This is a genomic window from Herbiconiux sp. 11R-BC, from assembly GCF_049472555.1.
Taxonomy (GTDB): domain Bacteria; phylum Actinomycetota; class Actinomycetes; order Actinomycetales; family Microbacteriaceae; genus Herbiconiux.
On record NZ_JBCEBO010000001.1, the window covers coordinates 66,387 to 89,944 of the forward strand.

General features: G+C 72.1%; 27 protein-coding genes. 11 read left to right on the plus strand and 16 right to left on the minus strand.

What is annotated here, in order from left to right:
• Positions 1-117: 117 nt before the first annotated feature.
• Positions 118-1,008 carry an SDR family NAD(P)-dependent oxidoreductase gene (locus tag VD659_RS00295; RefSeq protein ID WP_423259105.1) on the minus strand — a complete coding sequence of 297 codons (891 nt, stop codon included), beginning with the start codon at positions 1,006-1,008 and terminating at the stop codon, positions 118-120.
• 59 nt (positions 1,009-1,067) lie between these two features.
• Here VD659_RS00295 and VD659_RS00300 point away from each other — a divergent pair, with 59 nt between their 5' ends.
• Both VD659_RS00300 and VD659_RS00305 read left to right on the plus strand, forming a co-directional pair.
• On the plus strand, positions 1,068-1,532 hold the full coding sequence (locus VD659_RS00300) for a MarR family winged helix-turn-helix transcriptional regulator (RefSeq protein WP_423259106.1): 465 nt from the start codon (positions 1,068-1,070) through the stop codon (positions 1,530-1,532).
• Between the two features lie 124 nt (positions 1,533-1,656).
• Positions 1,657-2,973 carry a hypothetical protein gene (locus VD659_RS00305; RefSeq protein ID WP_423259107.1) on the plus strand — a complete coding sequence of 439 codons (1,317 nt, stop codon included), beginning with the start codon at positions 1,657-1,659 and terminating at the stop codon, positions 2,971-2,973.
• A gap of 87 nt (positions 2,974-3,060) precedes the next feature.
• Here the strand turns inward: VD659_RS00305 and VD659_RS00310 are convergent, their stop codons facing one another.
• The 6 genes from VD659_RS00310 to VD659_RS00335 form a co-directional block, all read right to left on the minus strand.
• On the minus strand, positions 3,061-4,080 hold the full coding sequence (locus tag VD659_RS00310) for an iron-siderophore ABC transporter substrate-binding protein (RefSeq protein WP_423259108.1): 1,020 nt from the start codon (positions 4,078-4,080) through the stop codon (positions 3,061-3,063).
• Positions 4,081-4,118: 38 nt separating this feature from the next.
• The gene (locus tag VD659_RS00315) at positions 4,119-4,919 is read right to left on the minus strand and encodes an ABC transporter ATP-binding protein (RefSeq protein ID WP_423259109.1); all 801 of its coding nucleotides are present in this window, start codon (positions 4,917-4,919) and stop codon (positions 4,119-4,121) included.
• Positions 4,916-5,947: a FecCD family ABC transporter permease gene (locus VD659_RS00320; RefSeq protein ID WP_423259110.1), complete on the minus strand. Its 1,032-nt coding sequence runs from the start codon at positions 5,945-5,947 to the stop codon at positions 4,916-4,918. Before VD659_RS00320 ends, VD659_RS00315 begins: the two co-directional genes overlap by 4 nt.
• The gene (locus VD659_RS00325) at positions 5,944-6,984 is read right to left on the minus strand and encodes a FecCD family ABC transporter permease (RefSeq protein ID WP_423259111.1); all 1,041 of its coding nucleotides are present in this window, start codon (positions 6,982-6,984) and stop codon (positions 5,944-5,946) included. Before VD659_RS00325 ends, VD659_RS00320 begins: the two co-directional genes overlap by 4 nt.
• Complete coding sequence (locus tag VD659_RS00330; RefSeq protein ID WP_423259112.1) at positions 6,981-7,973, minus strand: siderophore-interacting protein; 993 nt, start codon at positions 7,971-7,973, stop codon at positions 6,981-6,983. The genes VD659_RS00325 and VD659_RS00330 overlap by 4 nt, the downstream gene beginning before the upstream one ends.
• A gap of 116 nt (positions 7,974-8,089) precedes the next feature.
• The gene (locus tag VD659_RS00335) at positions 8,090-8,863 is read right to left on the minus strand and encodes a hypothetical protein (RefSeq protein ID WP_423259113.1); all 774 of its coding nucleotides are present in this window, start codon (positions 8,861-8,863) and stop codon (positions 8,090-8,092) included.
• Positions 8,864-9,054: 191 nt separating this feature from the next.
• Here VD659_RS00335 and VD659_RS00340 point away from each other — a divergent pair, with 191 nt between their 5' ends.
• The 5 genes from VD659_RS00340 (at position 9,055) to VD659_RS00360 (ending at position 14,137) form a co-directional block, all read left to right on the plus strand.
• Positions 9,055-11,058 carry a DUF262 domain-containing protein gene (locus VD659_RS00340; protein WP_423259114.1) on the plus strand — a complete coding sequence of 668 codons (2,004 nt, stop codon included), beginning with the start codon at positions 9,055-9,057 and terminating at the stop codon, positions 11,056-11,058.
• A 68-nt stretch (positions 11,059-11,126) separates the two neighbouring features.
• Positions 11,127-12,131 (plus strand): ATP-grasp domain-containing protein, encoded by a 1,005-nt coding sequence (locus VD659_RS00345; protein ID WP_423259115.1) that lies wholly within the window; start codon positions 11,127-11,129, stop codon positions 12,129-12,131.
• Positions 12,128-13,171, plus strand: coding sequence for an LLM class flavin-dependent oxidoreductase (locus tag VD659_RS00350; RefSeq protein WP_423259116.1), 1,044 nt, complete (start codon positions 12,128-12,130; stop codon positions 13,169-13,171). The genes VD659_RS00345 and VD659_RS00350 overlap by 4 nt, the downstream gene beginning before the upstream one ends.
• A 133-nt stretch (positions 13,172-13,304) precedes the next feature.
• A complete protein-coding gene (locus VD659_RS00355; RefSeq protein ID WP_423259117.1) occupies positions 13,305-13,766 on the plus strand; it encodes a fluoride efflux transporter FluC in 462 nt (153 codons plus the stop codon).
• Positions 13,763-14,137 carry a fluoride efflux transporter FluC gene (locus VD659_RS00360; protein WP_423259118.1) on the plus strand — a complete coding sequence of 125 codons (375 nt, stop codon included), beginning with the start codon at positions 13,763-13,765 and terminating at the stop codon, positions 14,135-14,137. The genes VD659_RS00355 and VD659_RS00360 overlap by 4 nt, the downstream gene beginning before the upstream one ends.
• Positions 14,138-14,191: 54 nt before the next feature.
• Here the strand turns inward: VD659_RS00360 and VD659_RS00365 are convergent, their stop codons facing one another.
• The 3 genes from VD659_RS00365 to VD659_RS00375 all read right to left on the minus strand — a co-directional run bounded on the left by VD659_RS00365 (position 14,192) and on the right by VD659_RS00375 (position 16,624).
• Positions 14,192-14,689, minus strand: a complete 498-nt coding sequence (locus VD659_RS00365; RefSeq protein WP_423259119.1) for a universal stress protein — start codon at positions 14,687-14,689, stop codon at positions 14,192-14,194.
• A 112-nt stretch (positions 14,690-14,801) separates the two neighbouring features.
• Positions 14,802-15,428 (minus strand): response regulator, encoded by a 627-nt coding sequence (locus tag VD659_RS00370; protein WP_423259120.1) that lies wholly within the window; start codon positions 15,426-15,428, stop codon positions 14,802-14,804.
• Positions 15,425-16,624 (minus strand): sensor histidine kinase, encoded by a 1,200-nt coding sequence (locus VD659_RS00375; RefSeq protein ID WP_423259121.1) that lies wholly within the window; start codon positions 16,622-16,624, stop codon positions 15,425-15,427. Before VD659_RS00375 ends, VD659_RS00370 begins: the two co-directional genes overlap by 4 nt.
• Before the next feature lie 164 nt (positions 16,625-16,788).
• On the opposite strand from VD659_RS00375, the gene VD659_RS00380 reads away from it, so the two are divergent.
• Together VD659_RS00380 and VD659_RS00385 are read left to right on the plus strand one after the other, a co-directional pair.
• Positions 16,789-17,856 (plus strand): ABC transporter permease, encoded by a 1,068-nt coding sequence (locus VD659_RS00380; protein WP_423259122.1) that lies wholly within the window; start codon positions 16,789-16,791, stop codon positions 17,854-17,856.
• A complete protein-coding gene (locus VD659_RS00385; RefSeq protein WP_423259123.1) occupies positions 17,853-18,548 on the plus strand; it encodes an ABC transporter ATP-binding protein in 696 nt (231 codons plus the stop codon). Before VD659_RS00380 ends, VD659_RS00385 begins: the two co-directional genes overlap by 4 nt.
• A 31-nt stretch (positions 18,549-18,579) precedes the next feature.
• On the opposite strand, the gene VD659_RS00390 is transcribed toward VD659_RS00385, so the two are convergent.
• The 3 genes from VD659_RS00390 to VD659_RS00400 all read right to left on the minus strand — a co-directional run bounded on the left by VD659_RS00390 (position 18,580) and on the right by VD659_RS00400 (position 20,515).
• Positions 18,580-18,810, minus strand: coding sequence for a hypothetical protein (locus VD659_RS00390; RefSeq protein ID WP_423259124.1), 231 nt, complete (start codon positions 18,808-18,810; stop codon positions 18,580-18,582).
• 242 nt (positions 18,811-19,052) lie between these two features.
• A complete protein-coding gene (locus VD659_RS00395; protein ID WP_423259125.1) occupies positions 19,053-19,661 on the minus strand; it encodes a DUF2127 domain-containing protein in 609 nt (202 codons plus the stop codon).
• Positions 19,662-19,669: 8 nt separating this feature from the next.
• Complete coding sequence (locus tag VD659_RS00400; RefSeq protein WP_423259126.1) at positions 19,670-20,515, minus strand: helix-turn-helix transcriptional regulator; 846 nt, start codon at positions 20,513-20,515, stop codon at positions 19,670-19,672.
• A 100-nt stretch (positions 20,516-20,615) separates the two neighbouring features.
• Between VD659_RS00400 and VD659_RS00405 the strand changes: the two genes are divergently transcribed.
• Both VD659_RS00405 and VD659_RS00410 read left to right on the plus strand, forming a co-directional pair.
• Positions 20,616-21,365 carry an SDR family oxidoreductase gene (locus VD659_RS00405; protein WP_423259127.1) on the plus strand — a complete coding sequence of 250 codons (750 nt, stop codon included), beginning with the start codon at positions 20,616-20,618 and terminating at the stop codon, positions 21,363-21,365.
• Between the two features lie 95 nt (positions 21,366-21,460).
• Complete coding sequence (locus tag VD659_RS00410; RefSeq protein WP_423259128.1) at positions 21,461-22,435, plus strand: arsenic resistance protein; 975 nt, start codon at positions 21,461-21,463, stop codon at positions 22,433-22,435.
• A 7-nt stretch (positions 22,436-22,442) separates the two neighbouring features.
• Here VD659_RS00410 and VD659_RS00415 read toward each other — a convergent pair whose 3' ends face one another.
• From VD659_RS00415 to VD659_RS00425, 3 genes are read right to left on the minus strand one after another with little or no spacing between them, the layout of a single operon-like run.
• Positions 22,443-22,700 carry a hypothetical protein gene (locus VD659_RS00415; RefSeq protein ID WP_423259129.1) on the minus strand — a complete coding sequence of 86 codons (258 nt, stop codon included), beginning with the start codon at positions 22,698-22,700 and terminating at the stop codon, positions 22,443-22,445.
• A complete protein-coding gene (locus VD659_RS00420; protein ID WP_423259130.1) occupies positions 22,697-23,200 on the minus strand; it encodes a MarR family winged helix-turn-helix transcriptional regulator in 504 nt (167 codons plus the stop codon). The genes VD659_RS00415 and VD659_RS00420 overlap by 4 nt, the downstream gene beginning before the upstream one ends.
• The gene (locus tag VD659_RS00425) at positions 23,200-23,448 is read right to left on the minus strand and encodes a hypothetical protein (RefSeq protein WP_423259131.1); all 249 of its coding nucleotides are present in this window, start codon (positions 23,446-23,448) and stop codon (positions 23,200-23,202) included. The genes VD659_RS00420 and VD659_RS00425 overlap by 1 nt, the downstream gene beginning before the upstream one ends.
• Between the last annotated feature and the right edge of the window lie 110 nt (positions 23,449-23,558).

Consider the following 23,558-nt stretch of genomic DNA (forward strand, 5'->3'; position numbering starts at 1 on the left):
ATCCCCTCAGAGGCCGTTCCCCACTGCGCCAACTGTACTGGTGACCGTGCGGGCGTGCGGCGATCCCTCCGGCACCTCCTCGGGGGCGCCGAAGCGCTGCCGGAGTCTTCTGCTCCCTCAGCCGGCGACGAGGCGTTCGGTCTCTGCCCAGAGCAGAGCCGCCAAGGCGGGGTCGCCGGCCGGATCCACGGGGGTGATGCGCGCATCCCGCCCGCGGCGCCGGCTGAAGTACGCGCCGCTCACGCCGGCGAACTGGGGGTCGGCCGCGAGTCGCACGATGAGCCCGGCGCCGCGTTCGGGATCGCCGACGTGCAGCGCGGTGAGCACGCGCTCCAAGCGGGCGGCGAACCCGAGTTCACGCCCGAGCCCGGTGACGTTGAAGCCGGGATCCAGGCAGTTCGCCGTCACCCCGGTGCCTTCCAGCCGGCGTGCGAGTTCGAGCGTGAACATGATGTCGAGCAGCTTCGACTTGCCGTAGAGCGGCGAGGAGCCACGGGCGGTGAAGCTCCGGGTGTCGGTGAGGTCTGCCGGCAGCGCGAGGGTGCCGTGCCGCCGAGATGCCTCCGAGGCGACGTTCACCACCCGTGCTCCCGGGGTGCGCAGCAGCGCGGGTAGCAGTTCGGAGGTCAGCAGCCAGGGCGCCAGGTAGTTGACGCCCACCATCACCGGGTAGCCGTCGGCGGTGATGCGCTGCGCGAAGGCGTGCACCCCCGCGTTGTTCACGAGCACGTCGATGCGTTCGTGCTGCTCGACGATCTGCCGGCCCGCGCGGCGCACCTCGTCGAGCCGCGTGAGATCGGCGATCACCACCTCGAGCTCGGCCTGCGGCACCGCCGCCTGGATCTCGGCGAGCGTCTCCTGCGCCCGCTCGGCACTGCGCGCGGTGAGCACGAGCCGCGCTCCGCCGGCAGCGAGGTGCCGGGCGGCGATGCGCCCGAGACCGCTCGTGGCGCCGGTGATGACGATGGTCGGACGGATGGTGGAGCGGATGCTCGGGTCGGCCTGCATGATGGCGACACCCTCTCGATATAGTTGGGAATTGCCCACTATACGAATATGATGGCGAAATGTCCACTACATCGGAGTCGGAGGCGACCGGTCGCATCGCCCTCGAGCTCGCTCTCGGAAGCGAGCTCAACGCCCTGCTGAGCGCATCCCGGGCTCTCACCGAAGCCTCGGCGGCCGCGTTCCACCCCGAGCTGCCGCCCGCCGCGTTCCACCTCGCCCGCTGGCTCCACGCCTACGGCGCCACGAAACCGAGCGTTCTCGCCCAGGCGGTGGCGATGGACCGCAGCTCCACCAGCAGCCTGATCGGCCGGATGCGCGAACTCGGCCTCGTGCGGAGCGAGCAGCACCCCACCGATCGCCGTGCCGTCGTGGTGTCTCTCACCCCCGAGGGGACGAACCGCGTGCTCTCCGCCCTCGATCTGCGGGGCGCCGCCTTCACCGGGCGTATCGCCGGGTGGACCGACGAGGAGCTGCGCACCTTCACGCGGCTCCTGCACGCCTTCGCCGCACCACCGCATCCGTGACCACGCCTCGACGACCGGCGATCCGACGCGCGCCGCACCGGCCGGGTGCGGCTTGACCGCCACGCGCATCCAGTAGCCTGGCCCGGGTCGGCGGAACGACCGGGATTCCAGGGAGGGGGCGCGAGTGGCGAAGGTGCTGCGCCGGCCCGAGCTCTGGCACTACCTGCTGCTCGCCGCGGGCGGCCTCTTCATCGCGGTGTGCGCCCGGCACCAGTGGTTCTTCTTCGACGAGTGGGCCTTCCTCGTGCCCAGCGGACCCACAAACCTGCTCGCCCCGCACGTGGGGCACTGGAGCACCGGTCCGATGCTCCTCACCCATGCCCTGCAGGGCATGTTCGGCCTCCGCAGCTACGCGCCCTACGTGGGGCTCGCCATCGCCATCCACCTCGGAATCGCCCACCTGCTGTGGCGCATCCTCCGCCGCGTCGGCGTTCAGGAATGGGTCGCCGTGGCGCTCGCGTTCTTCTTCACGGTGCTCGGCGCCGGGGCGCAGAACATCCTCTGGGGCTTCCAGATCGGCTTCATGGGCGCCATCCTGCTCGGCCTCGGCGCCCTGCTCGTGGTCGACGTGGCCGAGCCCCGGCGTCCCGCGCTCGCCGACGCCGGCTTCGTCGTGCTCTCGGTGACCTCGCTCGCCTTCGCCGGCACCGCGTTGCCGCTCCTGGCCGCGGCCGCGGTGCTGGCCTGGCGCAGACGCGGATGGCGCCGCGCCGCGCTGCTGATCGCCCCCTCGGTCGTGATCTACGCGGCCTGGTACCTGTACGCGGCGACGGCCTTCGTGCAGGCTCCCGCCGGCCGGGCCGAGACCGTCGAGCAGCTGCTCACCGCCGTGCCGCAATACGCCGCGACGATGTTCGTCGACGCCCTGCAGGCGATCACGCCGATCCCGCTGTTCGGCATCGTGCTGTTCACCGTGGTGCTGCTGGTGGTGGCCGCGCGCTTCACCGCACTCTGGCGCACGCGGCCGCTCGCGCTCGCCACGACGCTCGCCGCCGTGGCCTTCGCCCTGCTCACGGGCTTCTCGCGGGTGAACCTCGGCATCCCCGAGGCGGGTGCCGGCCGCTACGTGTACTACATGGTCGCACTGATGCTGCCGGTGCTGGGAGTGGCGGCGACGGCCGCCTTCCGGCGCCGGGCCCTGCTCCCGGCGCTCGCCGTTCTCGCGATCGCCGCCGCCGCCGTCTACAACGCCGGGCTGCTGCGCGTCGACTCGCTCGAGCAGGCCTCCCGCGAGCAGGGGTCGCGCGCGATCATCTCCGCGGCGGCCGCAGTGCTCTCCGACCCCGCGCTGACGGTGGCTCCGGATGCGCAGCCCGAGCCGCAGTACGCGCCCGATCTCACGGCGGAAGACCTGCGCATCCTGCTCGACGAAGGTCAGTTCGTGCCCGGGCCGTACACGCCCGACGACTACGAGACGGCACGGAAGAACCTCCAGCGCTGAAACACCCGCGTGGAACGACGGATGCCCGGCACACCGGCGTCGTGAGACGGCGGCGGCCGGGCATCCCGGGCGCGGAGGGCGCGAGCGCTACTTCGTGGCAGCCGCCAGCGCGCTCACGAGCTGGTCGAGCCCCCAGGGCAGCGACAGCGCGTTCGGCGGCGACACCGCGGCGACGTACTGGGTGCCCACGAGCTGCGCCACGTGACCGGCCTTCACCGCGGGGATGACCGAGGTCTGCGGCGAGGTGAGGAAGGCATCGGCCTCGGCCTGCGTGTCGGAGTAGCTCAGCACCACGTCGGCGTCGAGCTTGTCGAGCTGCTCGTAGCTCAGCGTGTAGTAGAACGTGGAGTCGCCGTTCGCCAGGGCGTCGACGGCGGGCGCGACCTGGAAGCCGAGATCGAGCATGAACCCGACCCGGGGGTCGGCCTGCTTGTAGACGTAGAAGGTTCCGCCGACGTCCCAGACCGCGGCGATCGTCTTGCCGGCGAACTCCGGATGCGCGGTGGCCGCGGCGGCGAGCTCGCCGTCGATCCCCTGCAGCACGGCATCCGCCTCGCTGGAGCGGCCGAGGGCCGTGCCGACCGTGCTGATGACGTCGCGCCACGGGGTGCTCCAGGCCACGTCGGGGTAGGCCACGACCGGGGCGATCTGCGAGAGCGTCTCGTACTGCTCCTCGGTGATGCCGGAGTAGACGGCGAGGATGACGTCGGGGTCGGCCGCGGCGATGGCCTCGTAGGGCGGCTCGTCGGGCGATTCGGGGAGCACGGTCGGCATCGTGGCGCCGGCCTTCTGCACCGCGTCGGCCACCCACGGCAGAACGCCGCTCGAGTCGCCCGCGTAGGAGTCGAAGGGGATGGCGACGGGAACGACGCCGACGGCGATGGCCGCCTCGGTGCTCCCCCAGCCGAGCGTGACCACGCGCTGCGGATCGGCGGGCACCGTGGTCTCGCCGAAGGCGTGCTCGATGGTGACGGGCTGACCGGAGTCGGCCGAGGCGCTCGCGCCGGCGCCGGCGGCGGAGTCGCTCGGCGAGCCGCTGCAGCCGGCGAGCAGCAGCGCCGCGGCCAGGGTGGTGGCGATGACGCTCGCCGTTTTCAGTCGTGGCACGGGGGCCTCCTCGTTCGGGTTGCAGAAGTAAGGACAGCCTACCCTAAAGAGTGGAAGCGCCCCATCGGCACCACGAGCGGCGAGGCGCTCACCGGATCGGGGATGACCAGCGCCTCGAGCCCGAACGCCTCGCGCACGACCTCCGCCGTGACGACCGATGCGGGATCCCCCTCGGCGACGATGCGCCCGCCCGCCATCACCACGATGTGGTCGGCATAGCGGGCCGCGAGGTTGAGGTCGTGCAGCACCATGACGACGGTGGTGCCGCGCTCCCGGTTGAGCTCGTGCAGCAGGTCGAGCACCTCGATCTGGTGCGTGACGTCGAGGAAGGTGGTGGGCTCGTCGAGCAGCAGCACCTCGGTCTGCTGGGCGAGGGCCATGGCGATCCACACCCGCTGCCGCTGGCCGCCGGAGAGCTCCTCCACCCGGCGCGCGGCCAGATCGAGCGTGTCGGTGGCCCGCAGCGCTTCGGTCACGGCGGCATCGTCGGCGGCGGTCCACTGCCGGAAGAGGCCCTGGCGCGGGAAACGCCCCCGGCCCACGAGATCGGCCACCGCGATGCCCTCGGGCGCGACGGGCTGCTGCGGCAGCAGCCCGAGCACCGTCGCGAGGCGGCGGCTCGGATAGCGGTGCACGTCGGTGCCGTCGAGGGTCACCACCCCGGCCTCCGGACGCAGCAGCCGGGCGAACGACCGAAGCAAGGTGGACTTGCCGCACGCGTTCGGGCCCACGATCACCGTGATGCGCCCGTCGGGCACCACGAGGTCGAGATCGTCGACGACTCGGTGTCCGTCGTAGCCCAGGGCGAGGCCTGCGGCCTTGAGTTCATGGGGGTTCATGCGATTCCTCTCGTGCGCCCGGCCCGGGCCACGAGCCCGAGCAGCACCGGAGCGCCGATGACGCTGGTGACGATGCCCACCGGCACCTGGAGCCCCGGCACGGCGTGCTGGGCGATCACGTCGGCGCCCGCCACGACCACGGCGCCCACGAGCGCGCTCACGGCGAGCGCGGGGCCCGTGCCCCCGAGCAGCCTTCGGGCGATCGGGGCGGAGACGAAGGCGACGAAGGCGATCGGGCCCGCGGCCGCCGTGCCGAGCGCCGCGAAGCCGACCGCGACGAGCAGCAACAAGATGCGCGCCCGCGGCGCCCGCACGCCGAGACCGGTGGCCGCCTCGTCGCCGAGCTGCAGCATCCGGAGCCGGGGGGCGAGGGCGATCAGGGCGGCGAGCAGCACCGCTCCGCCCACAGCCGTGACCACGAGTTCCTGGGGCTGCACCGTGCCGATGCTGCCGACGAGCCAGACCAGCGCCGACTGGGCGTCGCGCACGTCGGCCCGGGTGAGCAGGAAACCGATCAGGGCCTGCGCGAGGAACGCGAGGGCGATGCCGATGATGACGAAGCGCGTTCCGGCCGCCGCGCCGGAGCGGCCGGCGAGCAGCAGGATGAGCACCGCCACGGCGACGGCCCCGCCGAAGGCCGCGAGCGAGAGTGCGAGCCCGCTCCACCCGGCGAGCAGCACGGCGGCGACGGCGGCGGCGCTCGCGCCCTGCGAGACGCCGATGATGTCGGGGCTCGCGAGCGGGTTGCCGAGAAGACTCTGGAACACGGCTCCGGCGAGCCCGAAGAGCGCGCCGACCAGGAGCCCGAGCGTGAGACGCGGCAGCCGCAGGCCGAGCACGACGAAACGGTCGCCGCCGCTACCCTGGCCGAGCAGGGCCGCGACGACGTCACCCGGGGAGATCACGCGGTCGCCGAGCATCAGGGCGAGCACCGCGATCGTCGCGAGGAGCAGCACGAGCACGCCCGCGACGAGGCCGAGACGACGCCGGCCACGACGGCGCACGGCCGCGACGACGAGGGAGCTCATCGCACCACCGCCCGGTCGCGGCGCACCAGCACGATCAGCACCGGGGCGCCGATGACCGCCACCACGATGCCCGCCTCGAGCTCGGCCGGCTGGGCGACGAGGCGACCGAGCGTGTCGGCGAGCACCAGCAGGGCGGCACCGAGCGGAACGGAGTAGGCGAGGATCCAGCGGTAGTCGGCGCCGACGAACCGTCGCGCGAGGTGCGGCACCACGAGCCCCACGAACACGAGCGGCCCGGCGAGGGCGGTGGCGGAGCCGCAGAGCAGGATGATGGCGACGCCGGCCACGACGCGCGTGAGACCGACCCGCTGCCCGAGGCCCCGGGCCACGTCGTCGCCGAGGGCGAGCCCGTTGAGGCTGCGGCCGAGCAGCAGCGCCGCCGCCGCCCCGACGAGCAGGAAGGGTGCGAGGGTGCCCACGAGCCCGACATCGCGAGCCACGAGCGAGCCCACCGACCAGAAGCGGTACTGCCCGAGCGTGTCGAGGCTCCGCAGGAGCACGAGGGTGATCGCCGAGGTCAGCACGGCGGTGACCGCGGCGCCGGCCAGCGTGAGCCCGAGCGGGCTCGGCCCCGACCGGCCGGAGGCCACGAGGTACACCACCACGGCCGCGACCGCGGCCCCGAGGAACGCGAACCAGACGTAGCCGGAGGGCGCGCTCACCCCGAACACCGAGATGGCCACGACCACGGCGAGGGATGCCCCGGCGTTCACCCCGAGGAGGCCCGGGTCGGCCAGGGGGTTGCGCGTGAGACCCTGCATGAGCGCGCCCGCGAGGCCGAGGGCGGCGCCCGCCACGAGGCCGATCACGGTGCGCGGGACCCGCAGGTCGAGCACGACCATCTGCTCGACCTGGTCGCCCGCCCGGCCGGTGAGCGCATCCAGCACCGCCGAGAGCTCGATCGAGCGGGACCCGAGGAAGAGGCTCGCGAACACCGCGAGCGCCACCACGACGAGCAGCACCACGAGGCCCACCACGCGCGCGGCGCGGCGGCGGCCGAGCACGGCGGGCACCGCCGGGGCGGCGACCCGCGTCACTGAGCTTCGGCCTTGCCGAGCCTCCAGTAGCCCATGAACGCCACGCGCCGGCGGTCCACGCCGACCTCGCTCACGAGAAGGCGCCGCAGGCCCTTGATCACCGCGGACTCCCCCGCCAGCCAGGCGTAGAAGCGGTGTTCGCCGAGGCCGGCGGCGTCGGCGGGAGGCTCGCCCGGCGAATCCCAGAGCATCTCCACGTCGACGTCGATCTCGGCGAGCTCCTCGGGGGCGCTCAATGCCGGAGCGAGGGTGTCTCGATGCTCACCCACCCATGCGCGCACGGCGGCATCGAGAGCCGTGTGGCCCGCGTCGCGGCAGAGCCAGGTGACGGATGCCTCGGCCCGGCAGTCGAGCTCGACGGCGTCGGCGGCGTGCGGCACCTCGATGAAGGCGTGCGCGCGGGTGCCCGTGGGGAGCGACTCGAGGATGCTGCAGATCGCTGGCGCCGCCGTCTCGTCGCCGGCGAGCAGGTAGTCCACCGCGTCGCCGGGGTGCCAGTCGAGGCCGATCCGGTAGTCGACGCTCGCGTCGTCGGGTCCCACGATGACGAGCGGGTCGCCCGGCGCGACGGCCTCGAGCCAGAGCGCGGCGGGGCCGGGGGCTCCACCCTCGTGGCCGTGCACGACGAAGTCGACGTCGAGCTCCTTCTCGGCCGGACGCACCGCGCGCACGGTGTAGGTGCGGAAGGGGTTGCGCTCACTGTCGGGCAGCTCACGCCAGCGCTGGTACCAGGTGCCCTGCGCAATCGTGTCGGGGTCGTCCCAGCCGCAGTCGCCGAGTCGTCCGTCGGCGTGCGGGAACACGATCTTGACGCGCTGGTCGAGACCGGCGGTGCCGAAGCCGTCGAAGTCCGGGCCGGTGAACGTCACCCGGCGGAAGCCGGGGCTGAGCTCCGCGATGCGGGCGACGGCGGCCCGGAACGGGCGGTACGCCGGCCGCGCGTCGCGGGCCTTCTCCGACGCGGACGACGACGAGGAGTAGGTAAGCATTACCTAAGTATGTCAGCCGTGCTCCGCATCCGCGAGGCGCAGCCCGCACCGGCGCCCGCGAACGAGCGAGGGCCCCGGTCTCACGACCAGGGCCCTCGGGCACGACGAGCGGAGGATCAGGCCTCGCTCATCGCCAGCTTCTCCGCCTGGCCGCGCGCGGCGAGCGCGGCGGCACGGGCGGCGATGCGGCGGGCCTGCTCGGCCTGACCGGCGTCGAGCACGTCCTGCGGCACGTCGACGCTCTCGGTGTGGTTCACGCCGTGGTACTTCTCGATGTAGGCGTCGAGCTCGGGGCCCGACTCCCACGAGGTGATGAGGCAGTAGCGCGGCTCGGTGCCGTAGTGGGCGGCCGCGTGCCAGAGGCGCTGGGTGTCGATCACGAGCTGGGCGCCGGCCGGGAGGGCGATGCGCACCTCGCCGCTCGGGTCGGTGCGGTTCTCGCGCAGCACGAAGTAGCTGTCGGTGTCGTCGGTGAGGTTGAAGAAGCCGCGCACGACCCAGCCGGTGCCGTCGGGGTTCAGGCGGTTGTTGTCGTCCTGGTGCAGGTTGTAGAGGCAGTCGGCGTAGGTGTTGGGCTGCAGCTCGATCACGCGGCAGCGGCCGACGTTGGCGCCGGGCTCCTGGGCGCGGGCGGTGAGGGTGGGGGCGATCGCGTTCTGCGAGGGGATCCAGACGCCGTCCTTGTCGGTGCGCGGCGGCTTGTGGTTCCAGAACCCGTTGCACTCGATCTCGCCGAAGGCGCTGGCGAGCGGTGCGAAGCGGGTGTCACCCGACGACTTCCAGTCGTTGTACTCGAGGTCGAGCCATTCCTTGGGATCGATCTCTGTGTTGTAGCGGTCGAGAACCACGTAGCCGGTCTCTTCGAGAGCGGCGGACTTGATGTAACCCATGATGTGAATCATGCCCTTTCGTCGTGGGCCAGCACGTTTTAACAGGCCCGAACTTAGGCAAGCCTACATTCCGGCCCCTGAGAAGGGACTTTGGTCATGCGGAGGGTCCGGATGCCCCGGGGCGCGCGCATCCGCTTCTATTAGACTCGACGGCTGCACCTGCCGCGCGACCGAGAGGCGAACAGAGAACCATGGTCACAGCCACGAACGTCGAGGCCACCGCAGTCAACACCATCGCCTGGCTCTCCGAGGCCTCGACCTCGATCGTGGTTCCGGTCTACCAGCGCCAGTACCGCTGGGACATCGGCGGCTGCGAGCAGCTGCTGGGCGACATCCGCGCCGTCTCCGGGTCGGGCGAGCGGCACCGGCACTTCATCGGCTCCATCCTCTCCACGAGCGGCGACGACGGCACCGGCGAACTCGTGCTCATCGACGGCCAGCAGCGCATCACCACCCTGATGCTGCTGGTCGCGGCCCTGCACCACAGCGTGCGCGAGACCGATCCGCTGCTCGCCGCCGAGCTCGAGCAGGTGCTCGTGCGCGCCGACGACCCCTCCCGCACGAAGCTGCGGCCGCACCGCGGCTGGGCCGAGATCTTCGAGAGCGTCGTGCTCGACCGCCGGAGCGACGGGGATGCGCTGCGTGACTCCCGTTTCGACGACAACTACGCCTTCTTCCGCAGCCAGGTGCACGCCGACGAGGCGCCGCGCATCTGGAGCGGCCTGCAGAAGCTCGAGCACGTGGCCATCACCCTGGGGGCGGAGGCGAACGCGCAGCAGATCTTCGAGAGCCTGAACTCCACGGGCGAGCCGCTGCGCGACCACGAACTCATCCACAACTACGTGCTGATGGGCCTCTCGCACACCGAGCAGAGCGAGATCGAAGACGAGTACTGGCTGCCGATCGAGCGCAACACCGGCGAGTCGATCGGCAGCTTCTGGCGGCACTACCTCGTGATGACCACGGGCCGCGAGGTGGTGGTGGCCGGAGAACGCGGCGTCTACGACGCCTTCCGGCACGAGTTCCCGCGGCTCGACCTGCAGTCCCTGCGCGAGCACGCCGCCGAGTGGCGGGACTACTCCGCCGTCTACCGCACCCTCCTCGAGCCGCACCGGGCACCGGATGCCGAGGTCGGCCGCCACCTCGCCCACCTCAACACCTTCGGGCGCGGGATGTACCCACTCGCGATGCGCGCCTACGGCGACTTCGCGCGGGGCACGACCGACGCCGCGGCCCTCGTCGCCACGCTCGAAGACATCCAATCGCTGCTGCTGCGCCGCACGGTGGTCGGCATCACGACCGATCGCATGGTGGCCCGGCTGTGCCGCGCCCGCGAGGACGGGCCGGATGCGCTGGTGCGGGCGATCGCCCGCATCACGCCCTCCGACGAGCGGGTGCGCGTGGCCCTGAAGTACAGCGAGCTGCCGCACGCGGCCTACGTGCTGGGCCGCATCGCCGGGGTCGACTCGGCCGCGGGGCTCGACCTGGAGCACGTCTTCCCGCTCACCCCGGGCGACGACTGGACGGGCGACGGCGAGCGCGTCTGGGCCGACTACAGCGACGACGAGCAGAACAGCCACCGCGCCCTCGCGCAGACGCTCGGCAACCTGGCCCTGCTCGAGCAGCCGCTCGCGGAGCGCGCCTTCGACCGCTCCTTCCCCGAGAAGCGGGCCGTCTACGCGCAGAGCGAGGTCTCGATCAGCCGTGCCCTCGCCGAGCTCCCCGCCTGGGGCACGGCGGCGATCGCGGAGCGCACCGTGCAGCTCACCGAGCTCTTCCTCGGCGTCTGGGTTCGGCCCGGCTCCGCGGGAATCGACGACGACGACCTCACGCCCATCCTCGACGCCACCCGCCGGCGCGGCTGGCCACGCGGCTGGGAGCGCGAGTTCGACTACGTGGAGTACCGCGGCGAGCACTGGGAGGTCTACGACGTCAAGTACCTCTTCAACCGCGTGTTCAAACGTCTGTGGGCCGACTCGCGCGAGGCCGTGGTGCGGTTCAGCGCGGGCCGCGGCGGGCCGATCTACGAGACGCAGGCCTGGAACGGGCACTGGGACGTGCTCGACGAGAACACCCACCTCTACATGGGCTGGGACTCGAAGTACATGCTCACCGCGGTGCAGGGCGTGCTCGACGAGGCCGGGCTCGCCGCAGAGGTCTTCGTGAAGTACTCCTACTTCGGCGCGGTGATGTAGCGGCGCACGTTGCGCCGTGTGACATCGCCGCTGCGAACCGGTCGACGACCGAGCCGTACGATCGGAGGATGAGCGATTCGACGGCACCCCTGGTGCACATCCTGCATGAGAACGCCGAGTGGATCCCGCCGCTCGCCGCCGCCCTCGACGCGGCCGGGGTGCCCTTCGCCGAGTGGCCGCTCACCACCGGCTCGATCGACATCTCCGCCGAGCCGCCGCAGGGCGTGTTCTGGTCGCGCCTCAGCGCCTCCTCGCACACCCGCGACCACGAGCACGCCAAGGACTACTCGCGCGCGGTGCTGCGCTGGCTCGAGTCGTGGGGTCGCCGGGTCGTCAACGGCAGCCGGGTGGTGGAGCTCGAGGTCAGCAAGGCGGCGCAGTACGCGGCTCTGCGCGCGGCCGGCTTCGACGTGCCGCACACCATCGTGGTGTTCGGCACCGACGACCTCAAGCGCCGGGCGCGCGAGCTGCCGACGCCGTTCATCACCAAGCACAACCAGGGCGGCAAGGGCCTCGGCGTGCGCCGCTTCGACGATCTCGCGGAGTTCGACCGCTACGTCGACGGGCCCGAGTTCGAGCATCCCGTCGACGGCATCACTCTGCTGCAGGAGTACATCACCACCGCGTCGCCGTTCATCACGCGGGCCGAGTTCGTGGGCGGCCGGTTCGTCTACGCCGTGCGGGTCGACACCTCGGCGGGCTCGTTCGAGCTCTGCCCGGCCGAGGCCTGCGCGGTGCCGGAGCCGAGCGGCTTCGCGCCGGCGGCGTGCGACGTGCCCGCGACGGCGACGGCGACGGCGACGGCGAGCAGCCTGTTCAGCGAGCGCCACGACATCGACGCGACGCATCCGCTCATCGCGCAGCTCGAGGCGTTCCTCGGCGAGCAGGGCGTGGAGATCGCGGGCGTGGAGTTCTTCGAGACGGCCGACGGCCGGCTCCTCCCCTACGACATCAACACCAACACGAACTACAGCCCCGACGTCGAGGCGGTCTCGGCGCGCTCGGCGGCGGCCGCGGTCGCCCGCTTCCTCGGCGCGGAGCTCGCCCAGCGGTACGAGGCGGTCAGCGCGTGAGATTCGGCTACTGGACCCCCGTCTTCGGTGGCTGGCTGCGCAACGTCGACGACGAGAACACCCCGTTGAGCTTCGCGCACCTCGCCGAGATCGCCCGCACGGCCGAGGAGGTGGGCTTCGACGTGACGCTCATCCCCGAGCTCAACCTCAACGACATCCGCGGCTACGACGGGCCGACGCTGGATGCCTGGGCCACCACTGCGGGCATCGCGGCGGTGACGACCTCGATCGAGATCATGGTCGCGCTGCGGCCCAGCTACCACCCGCCGGCGCTCGCGGCGAAGCAGGCGGCCACCATCCAGGAGATCGCCGGCGGCCGCTTCACCCTCAACGTGGTGTCGGCCTGGTGGGCCGAGGAGGCCCGACAGTACGGGGTGGAGTTCCGGGCCCACGACGACCGCTACGCGCTCACGAGCGAGTACGTCGAGGTGCTGCGCGGGCTCTGGACGGAGACGCCCTACAGCCACGCGGGGCCGAACTACACCCTCGAGGGCACCTACCTCGAGCCCAAGCCCTCCGTGCATCCGCTCGTCTACGCCGGCGGCGAGAGCGAGGCCGGCCGCGCCGCCATCTCGGGCTTCGCCGATGCCTACCTGACCCACGGCGGCACGGTGGAGGAGCTCGACGCGAAGATCTCCGACATGCGCGGCCGCCGTGCGGCTCTGGGCCGCGAGCCCTTCGAGCACTTCGGCATGGCGGCCTACGCCATCGTGCGCGACACCGAGGAGGAGGCGCAGGCCGAGCTCGACCGCATCACGGACGTGCGCGAGGGCGCCGCCTACACCTCTTATCAGGAGTTCGTGTCGAAGTCGCAGCTCGACACGAAGGTCGACCTCAAGGACTACTCGGTGTCGAACCGGGGCCTCCGCCCCGGCTTCGTGGGCACCCCGGAGCAGGTGGCGGCGAAGATCCTCGAGTTCGAGGCCGTGGGCGTCGACACGCTGCTGCTGCAGTTCTCGCCGGCCCTCGAGGAGATGCGCCGCTTCGCCGAGCAGGTCATCCCGCTCGTGAAGGCCGGCTCCCTCCGCTCGGCTCCGTAGGACGTCTGCCGCACGAAGTCACGTCATTTGTCGCTACCGCGACGCGCCGGGATGCGTCAGGCTCACGAGCGACGCACGGTCACGGAGACCGGCCGTGTGGCGACGGATTCCGGAGCGGAGCGAGGCGAGACCGATGCAGCGACCACCCGCGATCCGCCTCCTCGACATCGTCGCGGTGTTCGCCGGAGGGGCGCTCGGCACGAGCCTGCGGTACGGCCTGACCCTGCTGCTGCCCACCGAGGGCGCGTTGCCGGTCACCTTCGCGATCAACGTCACCGGCGCCTTCGCGCTCGGCGCGCTGAACGAGTGGGTGCGCGGCCCTGCCGACCGGTGGCGCGCACGGAGCATCTCGACGTTCTTCGGCACCGGCGTGCTCGGCGGCTACACCACCTACGGCATGTTCGCCGTCGACGCCGACGGTCTGCTCGACACCTCGCGCGTCGGCGACAGCATCCTCTACGGCCTGGCGACCGTGGTGCTGGGGGTGGCGGCGGCCTACGGCGGCACGCGCGCCGCTGGCGCACTGCGGCGAGGGCGATCGGACGAACGGCGGAAACAGGAGCGGCCCGCGGCACGAGAGAGGTCGCCACGATGACGGCCGCCGCCGCGTTCCTCGCCGTGGCGCTCGCCGGCGGCGCCGGTGCCGTCTGCCGCCTGCTGCTCGGCGCGGGCACCAAAGCCCTGTTCCCGGGCTGGTACCCGGTGGGCACCCTGATCATCAATGTCTCGGGCTCGCTCCTGCTCGGCTTCGCCACCGGTCTGGCCCTCGCGCACGTGCTGCCCGCGGAGTGGCGGGCGGTGGTCGGCACCGGGTTCCTCGGCGGGTACACGACGTTCAGCACGGCGAGCGCCGACGTGGTGCAGCTCGCCCGCGACGGCCACCGTCTCGCGGCCGCCTTCCATGGGCTCGGCATGTTCGTGGCGGCGGTCGCGGCGGCCGGCACCGGGATGTGGCTCGCTTCGTGACTCCGGCATCCGGTTGATCGGCACGCCGTCGTCGCCCGCGCGTTCGGCGGACCCCTAGCGCGGCTCCCAGGGCAGCGGGCCGCTGGCCACGGGCGAGATCGGCACCACCACCACCGGGCGGTGCTGCCGATGCGCGAGATGCACCGCGACCGAGCCGTTGAAGAACTCGCCGAGGGCTCCGCGCATGGTGCCCTCGCGGGTGCCCACCACGATCATCTCGGCGTCGACCTGGTCGGCGAGCGACGCGAGAGCGAGCGCCGGGTCGCCGGCGAGCACGAAGGCCTCCCAGGGAACGGCGCCGTCGAGCACGCGGTCGAGCTGGGCGGCGAGCTCCGGGGCGATCACCGCGGGCTCGTCATCGGCCAGGTCGGGGTCGATCGGCGCCGAGTGCAGCGCCCGCCCCGCACCCGTGCCCTCGCCGCGCTCGACGTAGCGGCTGGTGTCCACGAAGCCGCACACGAGGGCCGCGTCGAAGCGGCGCGCGAAGTGCGAGGCCGCACGCAGAACGGCGTCGGGCATCCCGGGGATGACGCCCACCACGATCCGGGCCATCTCTGCCTCCTCCCGGGCACGACGAGGTGCCGGTGACAGCAGGGTACGCCTGCTCGGGCGCGGATGCTGCGGGGAGTTCGGCGGCTCACATCTGCCGCTCAGATCAGCGCGATCAGCGCAGGATGCCCCGCCGCCGCGCCGTCGACACGGCCGCCGTGCGCGAGGTGGCGTCGAGCTTCGAGAAGATGTGCGCGAGGTGCGACTTCACCGTCGTCTCGCCCACGAACAGGGCCGCGGCGATCTCGGCGTTGGAGCGACCGGCCGCCACCAGCTCGAGCACCTCGAGCTCGCGGGAGCTGAGGCTCGCGTGCGGGGCGCGCATCCGGTCGAGCAGCCGCGAGGCGATCACGGGCGCCAAGGCGCTCTCGCCCGCCGCGGCCGCGCGCACGGCGGCCACGAGCTCGTGCGGCGGGGCGTCCTTCAGCAGGTAGCCGCTCGCGCCCGCCTCGACGGCGGCGAGGATGTCGGCATCCGAGTCGTAGTTGGTGAGCACCAGCACGTACGGCGGGGCCTCGAGCGAACGGATGCGCCGGGTCGCGTCGGCCCCGGTGGCGTTGCCGGCCGCCCCGAACTGCAGGTCCATCAGCACCACGTCGGGGTTCAGCCGCTCGGCGGCCTCGACGGCCGCGTCGGCGTCGGAGGCCTCGCCCACGATCTCGAAGTCGTCTTCCGAACCCAGCAGCGCCACCAGGCCGGTGCGCACGATCGGGTGGTCGTCGGCGATCAGCAGGTGGATCACGAGGCCGCCAATGGGGAGATCGTGACCGCGAGCCTCGTGCCGCGGCCCGGTGCGGCGTCGATGTCGAGCGATCCGCCGAGCTGCTGCACCCGTTCCCGGGTCGCCTGGAGCCCGAAGGAGTCGGAGGAGCCGGCCGGCGCATCCGCCGCCGCAGCGGGGTCGAAGCCGACGCCGTCGTCGGTCACCGTGAAGCTCAGCCCGTCGGCGTCGGCGAGCAGCGCGATCGTGGCCGTCGTGGCGTGGGCGTGCTGGATGACGTTCGCGATCGCCCCCTGCGCGATGCGCAGCAGGGCGGTCTGCAGGTGCATCGGCAGCGCCACCGTGTCGGAGACCTGCACCCGCACCTCGAGCCCCTGCGCCGCCCACTGCGACTCCGCGAGCCGGCGCAGCGCCCCGCCGAGCCCCTGCTCGTCGAGCTCGGGTGGGGTGAGCTCCCGGATGAAGCGGCGCGCGTCGACGAGGTTCGCCGCGGCCGTCTCCCGCGCGAGCCGGATGTACTCGGCGCCCGGTCGGCCGGGGTCGGCCCGCTCGGCCGCGTGCAGCAGCATCTGGATGCTCGACAGCCCCTGCGCGACGGTGTCGTGGATCTCCCGCGCAAGCCGGGCCCGCTCGGCGAGCACGCCCGACTCGTGCTCGGTCGCCGCGAGCTGCCCGCGGGTGGCGAGCAGCTCCCGCATCAACGCTTCGCGCTGCTCGGCCTCCCGGGCGAGGGCCTGGTAGCCGAGCCCGATCAGGAGGGCCACGCCCGCGCCCACCAGGGGGCCGACCACTCCCCCGACGGTGAATTCGCCGTGCAGGCCCAGCACCACGATCACCACGAGGGTCGAGGCGACGATCGCCGCCGAACCCCACCGCCGCCCGAGCAGGTGCAGCTGCAGGAAGAACAGCGGGAAGACGAGGTAGGCGGCGTCGGGGGTCACCCAGAGCAGCAGCACCCACTCGAGCGTGAGCACGGCCAGCCAGACGAGCGCCGGCATCCGGCCCAGGCCCGGGCGGCGGCCCCGCCCGGAGCGCGCGAGAACCGCGCCGAGACCGTAGGTGACGAGCACGATCGCCGCCAGCGCGATGACGAGCGGCCCGCTCGGCGCCGGCACCAGCACGGCCCGGATGACCACCAGCAGCGTCAGCGCGATGAAGAGCAGGTGCAACCCGGTCCGCAGCCCCACGAAGACCGGGGTGAGAGCGGAGTGGGCCATGGCATGGACTTTACGCGCCCGCCGCGCGCGGGTCATCGTCCGAAAGGACGAACCTCGGCTCCTGCCTCCGGTCGCCGGATCGTGTTCCGGCGGCGGATGTCCGGAGCGCCCCGGAACGGAACAGTGGAAGAGTCACCGAGAACCCGGTGGCCGAAAGGAACACCATGTTCGTCGCCCTCCGCGACCTCCGCTTCGCCCGCGGCCGCTTCGCCCTGATCGGCGCCGTCGTCGCGCTCATCACCGTGCTCGTCGGTTTTCTCAGCGGCCTCACCGGCGGGCTCGCCGTGCAGAACATCTCGGCCGTGCTGGCGATCCCGGCCGACCGCCTGGTCTTCTCCGCGCCCGCGGCCGGCGGCTCGGAGGTGACCTTCGCCGACTCGGCCGTCTCCGGGCAGCAGGCCGCGCAGTGGGCGGCCACACCCGGCGTCACCTCCGTCTCGCCGCTCGGCATCACGCAGACCCGTGCCGAGGCCGGCGAGCTGCGCACCGCGGTCGCCGTGCTCGGGGCGCCTCCGGGATTCGCCGGCGCTCCGAGCGGCGACGGCCTCCTCGACCTCTCGGCACCCGCGGCCAAGGCGCTCGGCGCCGCCGTCGGAGACCGGATCTCGGTGGCCGGCACCGACTACACGGTCGAGTCGATCGGCGGCGACAGCTGGTACAGCCACACGCCGGTCGTGACCATGACCCTGCACGACTGGCAGGCGTCATCCGGAGCCGGCGGCAACGCCGTCACCTCCTCGACCGTGCTCGCCGTCAGCGGCCAGCCCGACTGGAACGCCGCGGATGCCGCCATCGGCACCAGCTCGCAGACCGTCCTCGGCTCCCTCACGGCGCTCAGCGCCTTCCGCTCCGAGATCGGCTCGCTGCTGCTCATCGTGGTGCTGCTGTTCGGCATCTCGGGGCTCGTGATCGGCGCCTTCTTCACGGTGTGGACGATGCAGCGGCGCGGCGACATCGCCGTGCTCAAGGCGCTCGGGGCGAGCACCGCGTCACTCGTGCGCGACGCCCTCGGCCAGGCGCTGCTCGTTCTCGTGCTCGGCATCGGCATCGGCCTGCTGCTCGTCACCGTCTTCGGTGCCCTCGCCGGCACGGCGCTCCCCTTCCTGCTCAGCCCGCTCACCACCGTGGTGCCCGGCCTGCTGATGGTGGTGCTCGGTCTCGCCGGCGCCGCCTTCGCCCTCCGTTCCGTCACCTCCGCCGACCCCCTCACCGCCCTCGGGAGCAACCGATGATCCGCCTCGACACCGTCACCCTCACCTTCCCCGACGGGGATTCCCGCATCACCGCGCTCGACCGGGTGTCGCTGGCGGCGCATCCGGGAACCGTCACCGGCATCACCGGGCCCAGCGGCTCGGGCAAATCGAGCCTGCTCGCTGTGGCCGCCACGCTCATCCGGCCCGATTCGGGCGTGGTGTCGATCGACGGCGTGGATGCGACGGCCCTCGACGCCGGCGAGGCCACCGAGCTGCGGCGGCGCGCGATCGGCATCGTGTTCCAGCAGTCGAACCTCATCCCCTCACTCACCGCCGTCGAGCAGCTCGCCGTGATGAACGAGCTCGGCGAGCGGCACAGCCGTCGCCGCCGGGCCGCGGTTGCGGCGCGGGCGGGCGAGCTGCTCGAGGCGGTGGGACTGGGCGCGCAGCGCGACAAGCGGCCGCATCAGCTCTCGGGCGGTCAGCGGCAGCGCGTGAACATCGCGCGGGCGCTGATGAACGAGCCGACGGTGCTGCTGGTGGACGAGCCGACGAGCGCGCTCGATCAGGAGCGCGGCGCCGCCATCATCGAGCTCATCCTCGAGCTCACCGAACAGCTCGGTACGGCGACCCTGCTCGTGACGCACGACACCGCGCACCTGCCCCGGATGCACGGCGTGGTGCACCTCGTCGACGGCGCGCTCACGGGCGCGCCCGTGGCGGTGTCCTGACCGGACGGGCAGACAGGCTCAGGTATCCAGCTCAGAGATCATCGGGCGGCCCACTGATGAAGAGCGCGAGCGCGCCGAGGAAGAGCAGGATCACGCACAGCGCCAGGAAGGCGAATGACAAGATGCCGAGCCACCAGTTCAAACCGAAGCACAGCAGCGCGCATGCTCCGGCCGCGATGAGGAGTGCTGCGCCGAGACGACCGAAGAGCGTCCTGCGTCTTCGCGTGCCCCTGGAGCTGGCTACTCGGCGCGATGAGGTCACCTGAAGACTGGCCGTTCGCGGCGCGTTTCCCGCAGCGCGGAATCGCGTGTGTCGGTTCGTTTCATCGACATCCCCTCGCCTCACACCGCTGAGAGGCCCCGAAGCCCGAGAACTCGTCGTACCACGCGCGTGGTGGCCTCCGGCTCAACCCGAATGAGCGGTCGCCACCACGCGCTGGCCCTATGAACGCTAACGAAAAACCGATGAGACTCCCACTCCCATGATCAGCCCGGGCACCCGGCTCAGGGCGTGGTCGCGTCGCGCGGCGAGGGGGCGCCGGTGCCCGCATCCTCGGTCGCGTAGCGGCGCAGCTCGAGGTACTCGCGCCAGACGAGCACGATGATGGCCGCGTCGATGACCGTGAAGACGGCGTTGCCGATCGAGGGCCCCGTGGCGAGCGCGTAGACCTGGTAGGCGAGAAAGAGGGTGAGCACCGCGAGCGCCCACGGATACACCCGGTGCCACTTGCGCAGCAGGCAATAGACCAGCACCAGCTTCACCACTCCGTGCACCACGAGGAACGCGATGAGGAAGGCGCTCGACCCGTGGCCGGCCAGCCCGTCGTCGACGCGCGCGAGGTTGCTGGCGATGAGGTGGTCGAACCTCGCGGTGCCCTCCTGCGCCTCGGCCACGAGGCCGGAGAGGGCCGAGTGGATGAGGCCCGGCGCGAACCACAGCAGCAGTCCGGCGACGAGCTCGACGGCTCCGTCGATGCCCTTCACCACGATGCCGGCCGTGTAGAAGCGGTCGAGCAGGGTGGGCCGGCGGCGGGGCTCCGGATGCGCGGGGCCGCCGCCCGGAGCGGCACCGTCTCCGGCCGCGGCCGCGGCGGTTCCCCGCTCTTCGCTCATGCCGCGCCTCAGACCGGCGCGCTGAACTGCTGCTGGCCGATCACGGCGAGCAGGGCGAGCTTCTCGGCCGCGTCGGAGCGCGGGGCCGCGGTCAGCACCAGCAGCGCCTGCCCCTGGTCTTCGGTGAACAGCGCCTGGCAGTCGAGGTCGATGGCGCCGAGCTCGGGGTGCAGCAGCGTCTTGTGGTCTTCGAAGCGGGTGGCCACATCCTGAAGCCCCCAGATCCCCCGGAACTCGGGACTCCGTCTCTGCAGCTCGCGCACGAGGGCTCCGGCTCGCGAGTCGGGCCCGGCGGCGCCGTAGGCCGCGCGCAGTCCGGCGACCTGGGCCCGGCTGTGGTGGTCACGGTCGGCAGGCGGGTAGATGTCACGGTCGGCGGGGTCGGTGAACCAGCGGTAGACGCTGCTGCGGGCGAATCCGGTATGGCCGGAGTGGTCGCCGAGCAGGGCCGCGGCGAGGCGGTTCTGCTCGAGCGTCTCGCCGAGGCTCGAGAGGATGAGCGCCGGGGTGTCGTCGAGGCGGTCGAGCACGCGCATCAGCTGCGGGGCCACATGGGTGTCGAGCGGGGTGCGCTTCGGGGCGTTGTGTCCGGCGAGGCGGTAGAGGTAGTCGCGCTCGTCGTTCGTGAGGCGGAGGGCGCGGGCGACGGCGGAGAGCATCTGCTCGGAGGGCTGCGGGCTCCGTGACTGCTCGAGCCGCACGTAGTAGTCGGTGGACATGCCCGCGAGCGCGGCCACCTCGTCCCGCCGCAGGCCGTTCACGCGGCGGCGGGGCCCGGCGGAGAGACCCACGTCTTCGGGGCGCAGCCCCTCGCGGCGCGAGCGGAGGAAGGCGGCGAGCGCGGGGCGGTCCATCGCTCCATTATCGGCCTCGAGCCCGACGGGAGGCAGGGAGCGGCAGTCCTCCGATAAGGCCTCCCTCCCCGTGGCGCCCGGGCCGCCGCAGACTCGAGCCATGAACATCACCGGAAAAACCGTCTTCATCCCCGGCGCGACCTCAGGAATCGGTCTCGCCCTCGCCCTCCGACTGAAGGATGCGGGCAACACCGTCATCATCGGCGGCCGCCGCACCGAGGTGCTCGCCTCGCTCGCCGCAGCGCACGGCTTCGCGACCGTCGCCATCGACACCGCCGACCCCGCTTCGGTGCTCGCGGCCCGCGACCGGCTCGTGGCGGAGCATCGCTCGCTCGACGTGCTCATCGCGATGGCCGGCATCATGGCCACCGAGAACGTGCTCGACCCGGCATCCGCGTTCCTCGAGATCGCCGAGCGCGAGGTGAACACCAACATCCTGGGCCCGCTGCGGCTCGTCTCCGCCTTCCTCCCCCAGCTCGCCTCGCAGCCGGATGCCACACTCATGACGGTCTCGTCGGGCCTCGCGCACGTGCCGCTCGCGTTCACGCCGACGTACAACGGGACGAAGGCGTTCATCCACCGCTTCACCGAGAGCATCCGGCTACAGTTGGCCGGCACCTCGGTGACGGTTGTCGAGCTCGTGCCGCCGGCCGTTCAGACCGAGCTCACCCCCGGCCAGTCGATGCGTGAGGGCTACCTCGACCTCGACGCGTTCGCCGACGAGGTGATGGCGCTCTGGGAAGCCTCGCCCGCAGCGCCCGAGATCCTCGTGGAGCGTGTGAAGTTCCTGCGCTTCGCCGAGGTCGAGGGCCGCTTCGACGCGACGGTCGCGGCGCTCAACGCGCACTGACCTCCCCTGCCGGCGAGCGCTGGAGACTTCAGCCTCTCGACCCCGCTGAAATCGCTGGGCGTCTCGACGGCCGTGCGCATCCCTAAGCTGAACGGATGCAGCGGCTCGCCGGCTGGTGGGACCGCCACCAGATCCCCCTCTACCTCGCCGCCCTCGCGATCGGCGGCCTCGCCGGGTCGTTCGCGCCCGCTGCCGCGCCCGCCCTGACGGTCGCCATCAACCCGGTACTGGGGCTGCTGCTGTTCGCCACCTTCCTCGGGGTGCCGGTGATCGAGGTCGCACGCTCCTTCCGTGACATCCGGTTCCTCGGCACCGTGCTCGTGGTCAACTTCGTGGTCGTGCCGGCGGTGGCGCTCGGGCTCTCGCGCTTCGTGGCCGACGATCGCGCACTGCTCGTCGGGCTCCTCCTCGTGCTGCTCGCCCCCTGCGTCGACTACGTGATCGTGTTCACGGGCCTCGCCGGCGGCGCGAAGGCCCGGCTGCTCGCGGCGGTCCCCGTGCTGATGCTGCTGCAGATCGTGCTGCTCCCGGTGTATCTCGTGCTCTTCGCGGGCAGCGAGACGGCCGGGCTGATCGATCTCGCCCCGTTCGTCGAGGCGTTCCTCGTGCTGATCGTGGCACCGCTGGCCGCGGCGGCCCTGGTGCAGGCGATCGCCCGCCGCCATCGGGCCGGCCGGGCGATCGAGTCCGCCGCGGCGAGCGCGATGGTGCCGCTGATGATGCTCACGCTCGCGGTGGTCGTCGCCTCGCAGATCGCCGCGGTCGGCGGCGAGGCCGTGGCCCTGGCCCGCGTGGTGCCGCTCTACGCGGCGTTCCTCGCCGTCATGCTCGGGGTGGGGCTGGCCGCCGGCCGGCTGGTCGGACTGGATGCCGCCGCCACGCGCGCTCTCGTCTTCAGCGGGTCCACCCGCAACTCGCTCGTCGTGCTGCCACTCGCCCTGGCGCTGCCGGCTGCGCTCGACCTCGCGCCGCTCGCCGTGGTGACGCAGACGCTCGTGGAACTCGTCGGCATGGTCGTGTTCGTGCGGCTGGTTCCGCGGTTGACGCGATCACCGGATGCGCGCGACTGAGCCCGATTCAGGCCACCGCGGCGAGGTGCGCGCGGGAGTGGTCGGCCGGCGTGCCCGCCAGCGCCGCGGCGGCGGCGCCCAGCGTGCAAGTGGCGGCGACCACGCCGCCCTCCCCCGCCTCGGTGCCGTCGATGGCGAGGTAGTCGCCGTCGACCCGCAGCACGAAGCCGAGGAAGTCGTCGCCGAGCGTGATGCCGAAGCTGCCGTCGTCGAATCGTTCGACCAGGTAACGCTGACCGCAGGACTGCATCCAGGCTGTTCTCATGATTCGTGACCTTTCTCGAGTCGTTCGGTGACGGTGTTGAGGGTGCGCGCGACGAGTTCGGCGTCGGCGGTGTTCAGGGAGTCCATGACGTCGACCACGATCTGGTGGAAGCTGCGATAGGCGTCTTCGATCTTGGCGGCGGCCGCGGCCGTGGGGCGCAGCAGCTGGGCGCGGCGGTCGTGGGGGTGGGGCACCCGCTCGATGTCGCCGATCTGCTCGAGGCGATCGATGAGGTTGGTGACCGAGGCGTTGGAGATGCCGAGCATCACCACGAGGTCCTTCGGCCCGGTGTCCCGCGCCTCCCGCTGCGCCTGCAGGAGGTAGCGCACGGCGTGGAACTCGTGCGGGCTGAGGCCGCTGGCCTTGCGAACCCGTTCGATCTCGTTGCCCTCGGCCTTGCGGAGCCGGAGCAGGGCCTGCACGGCCTCCGCCGCCGCCTCCGTCGCCGGAGCCGCGGAGTAGAGGTGAACGGCCTCGCGCCGCACCACGTTCTGGGGCATCAGGCCACCGCCACGCGGGCCGGGCCGGAGCTCGCGGCCACCACCAGCCGCTCCGCGAGAGCGCTCTGGGCCCGGGCGAGGTCGATGAAGTCGCCGATGTAGCTGCCGAACTGGTCGCGGGCGTAGACGTGGGTGCCGCTCTGGTCGATGGTGCCGGCGAAGCATCCGTTCTGCGAGCCGACCCAGAACCCGTCTTCCGCCTGACGCCAGCGGATCATGGTGGAGACGTCGTTGGTCGCAGCGGTCATCGGAATCCCCCTCGGTTTCAGCACGGGCCACCGGATGCGGTTGCCATCGCCAAATATGCCAGTCCCTGAAAGATCTGCATAACTAGTGATTCAGGGGTTGACAGTTTCAG

Bases quoted from the DNA above. Each gene is read 5' to 3' on its own strand.
- VD659_RS00295 (WP_423259105.1), bottom strand. From the start codon at position 1,008: ATGCAGGCCGACCCGAGCATCCGCTCCACCATCCGTCCGACCATCGTC.
- VD659_RS00300 (WP_423259106.1), top strand. From the start codon at position 1,068: ATGTCCACTACATCGGAGTCGGAGGCGACCGGTCGCATCGCCCTCGAG.
- VD659_RS00315 (WP_423259109.1), bottom strand. From the start codon at position 4,919: ATGAACCCCCATGAACTCAAGGCCGCAGGCCTCGCCCTGGGCTACGAC.
- VD659_RS00320 (WP_423259110.1), bottom strand. From the start codon at position 5,947: ATGAGCTCCCTCGTCGTCGCGGCCGTGCGCCGTCGTGGCCGGCGTCGT.
- VD659_RS00330 (WP_423259112.1), bottom strand. From the start codon at position 7,973: ATGCTTACCTACTCCTCGTCGTCGTCCGCGTCGGAGAAGGCCCGCGAC.
- VD659_RS00335 (WP_423259113.1), bottom strand. From the start codon at position 8,863: ATGGGTTACATCAAGTCCGCCGCTCTCGAAGAGACCGGCTACGTGGTT.
- VD659_RS00340 (WP_423259114.1), top strand. From the start codon at position 9,055: ATGGTCACAGCCACGAACGTCGAGGCCACCGCAGTCAACACCATCGCC.
- VD659_RS00345 (WP_423259115.1), top strand. From the start codon at position 11,127: ATGAGCGATTCGACGGCACCCCTGGTGCACATCCTGCATGAGAACGCC.
- VD659_RS00355 (WP_423259117.1), top strand. From the start codon at position 13,305: ATGCAGCGACCACCCGCGATCCGCCTCCTCGACATCGTCGCGGTGTTC.
- VD659_RS00360 (WP_423259118.1), top strand. From the start codon at position 13,763: ATGACGGCCGCCGCCGCGTTCCTCGCCGTGGCGCTCGCCGGCGGCGCC.
- VD659_RS00365 (WP_423259119.1), bottom strand. From the start codon at position 14,689: ATGGCCCGGATCGTGGTGGGCGTCATCCCCGGGATGCCCGACGCCGTT.
- VD659_RS00375 (WP_423259121.1), bottom strand. From the start codon at position 16,624: ATGGCCCACTCCGCTCTCACCCCGGTCTTCGTGGGGCTGCGGACCGGG.
- VD659_RS00380 (WP_423259122.1), top strand. From the start codon at position 16,789: ATGTTCGTCGCCCTCCGCGACCTCCGCTTCGCCCGCGGCCGCTTCGCC.
- VD659_RS00385 (WP_423259123.1), top strand. From the start codon at position 17,853: ATGATCCGCCTCGACACCGTCACCCTCACCTTCCCCGACGGGGATTCC.
- VD659_RS00395 (WP_423259125.1), bottom strand. From the start codon at position 19,661: ATGAGCGAAGAGCGGGGAACCGCCGCGGCCGCGGCCGGAGACGGTGCC.
- VD659_RS00400 (WP_423259126.1), bottom strand. From the start codon at position 20,515: ATGGACCGCCCCGCGCTCGCCGCCTTCCTCCGCTCGCGCCGCGAGGGG.
- VD659_RS00405 (WP_423259127.1), top strand. From the start codon at position 20,616: ATGAACATCACCGGAAAAACCGTCTTCATCCCCGGCGCGACCTCAGGA.
- VD659_RS00410 (WP_423259128.1), top strand. From the start codon at position 21,461: ATGCAGCGGCTCGCCGGCTGGTGGGACCGCCACCAGATCCCCCTCTAC.
- VD659_RS00415 (WP_423259129.1), bottom strand. From the start codon at position 22,700: ATGAGAACAGCCTGGATGCAGTCCTGCGGTCAGCGTTACCTGGTCGAA.
- VD659_RS00420 (WP_423259130.1), bottom strand. From the start codon at position 23,200: ATGCCCCAGAACGTGGTGCGGCGCGAGGCCGTTCACCTCTACTCCGCG.
- VD659_RS00425 (WP_423259131.1), bottom strand. From the start codon at position 23,448: ATGACCGCTGCGACCAACGACGTCTCCACCATGATCCGCTGGCGTCAG.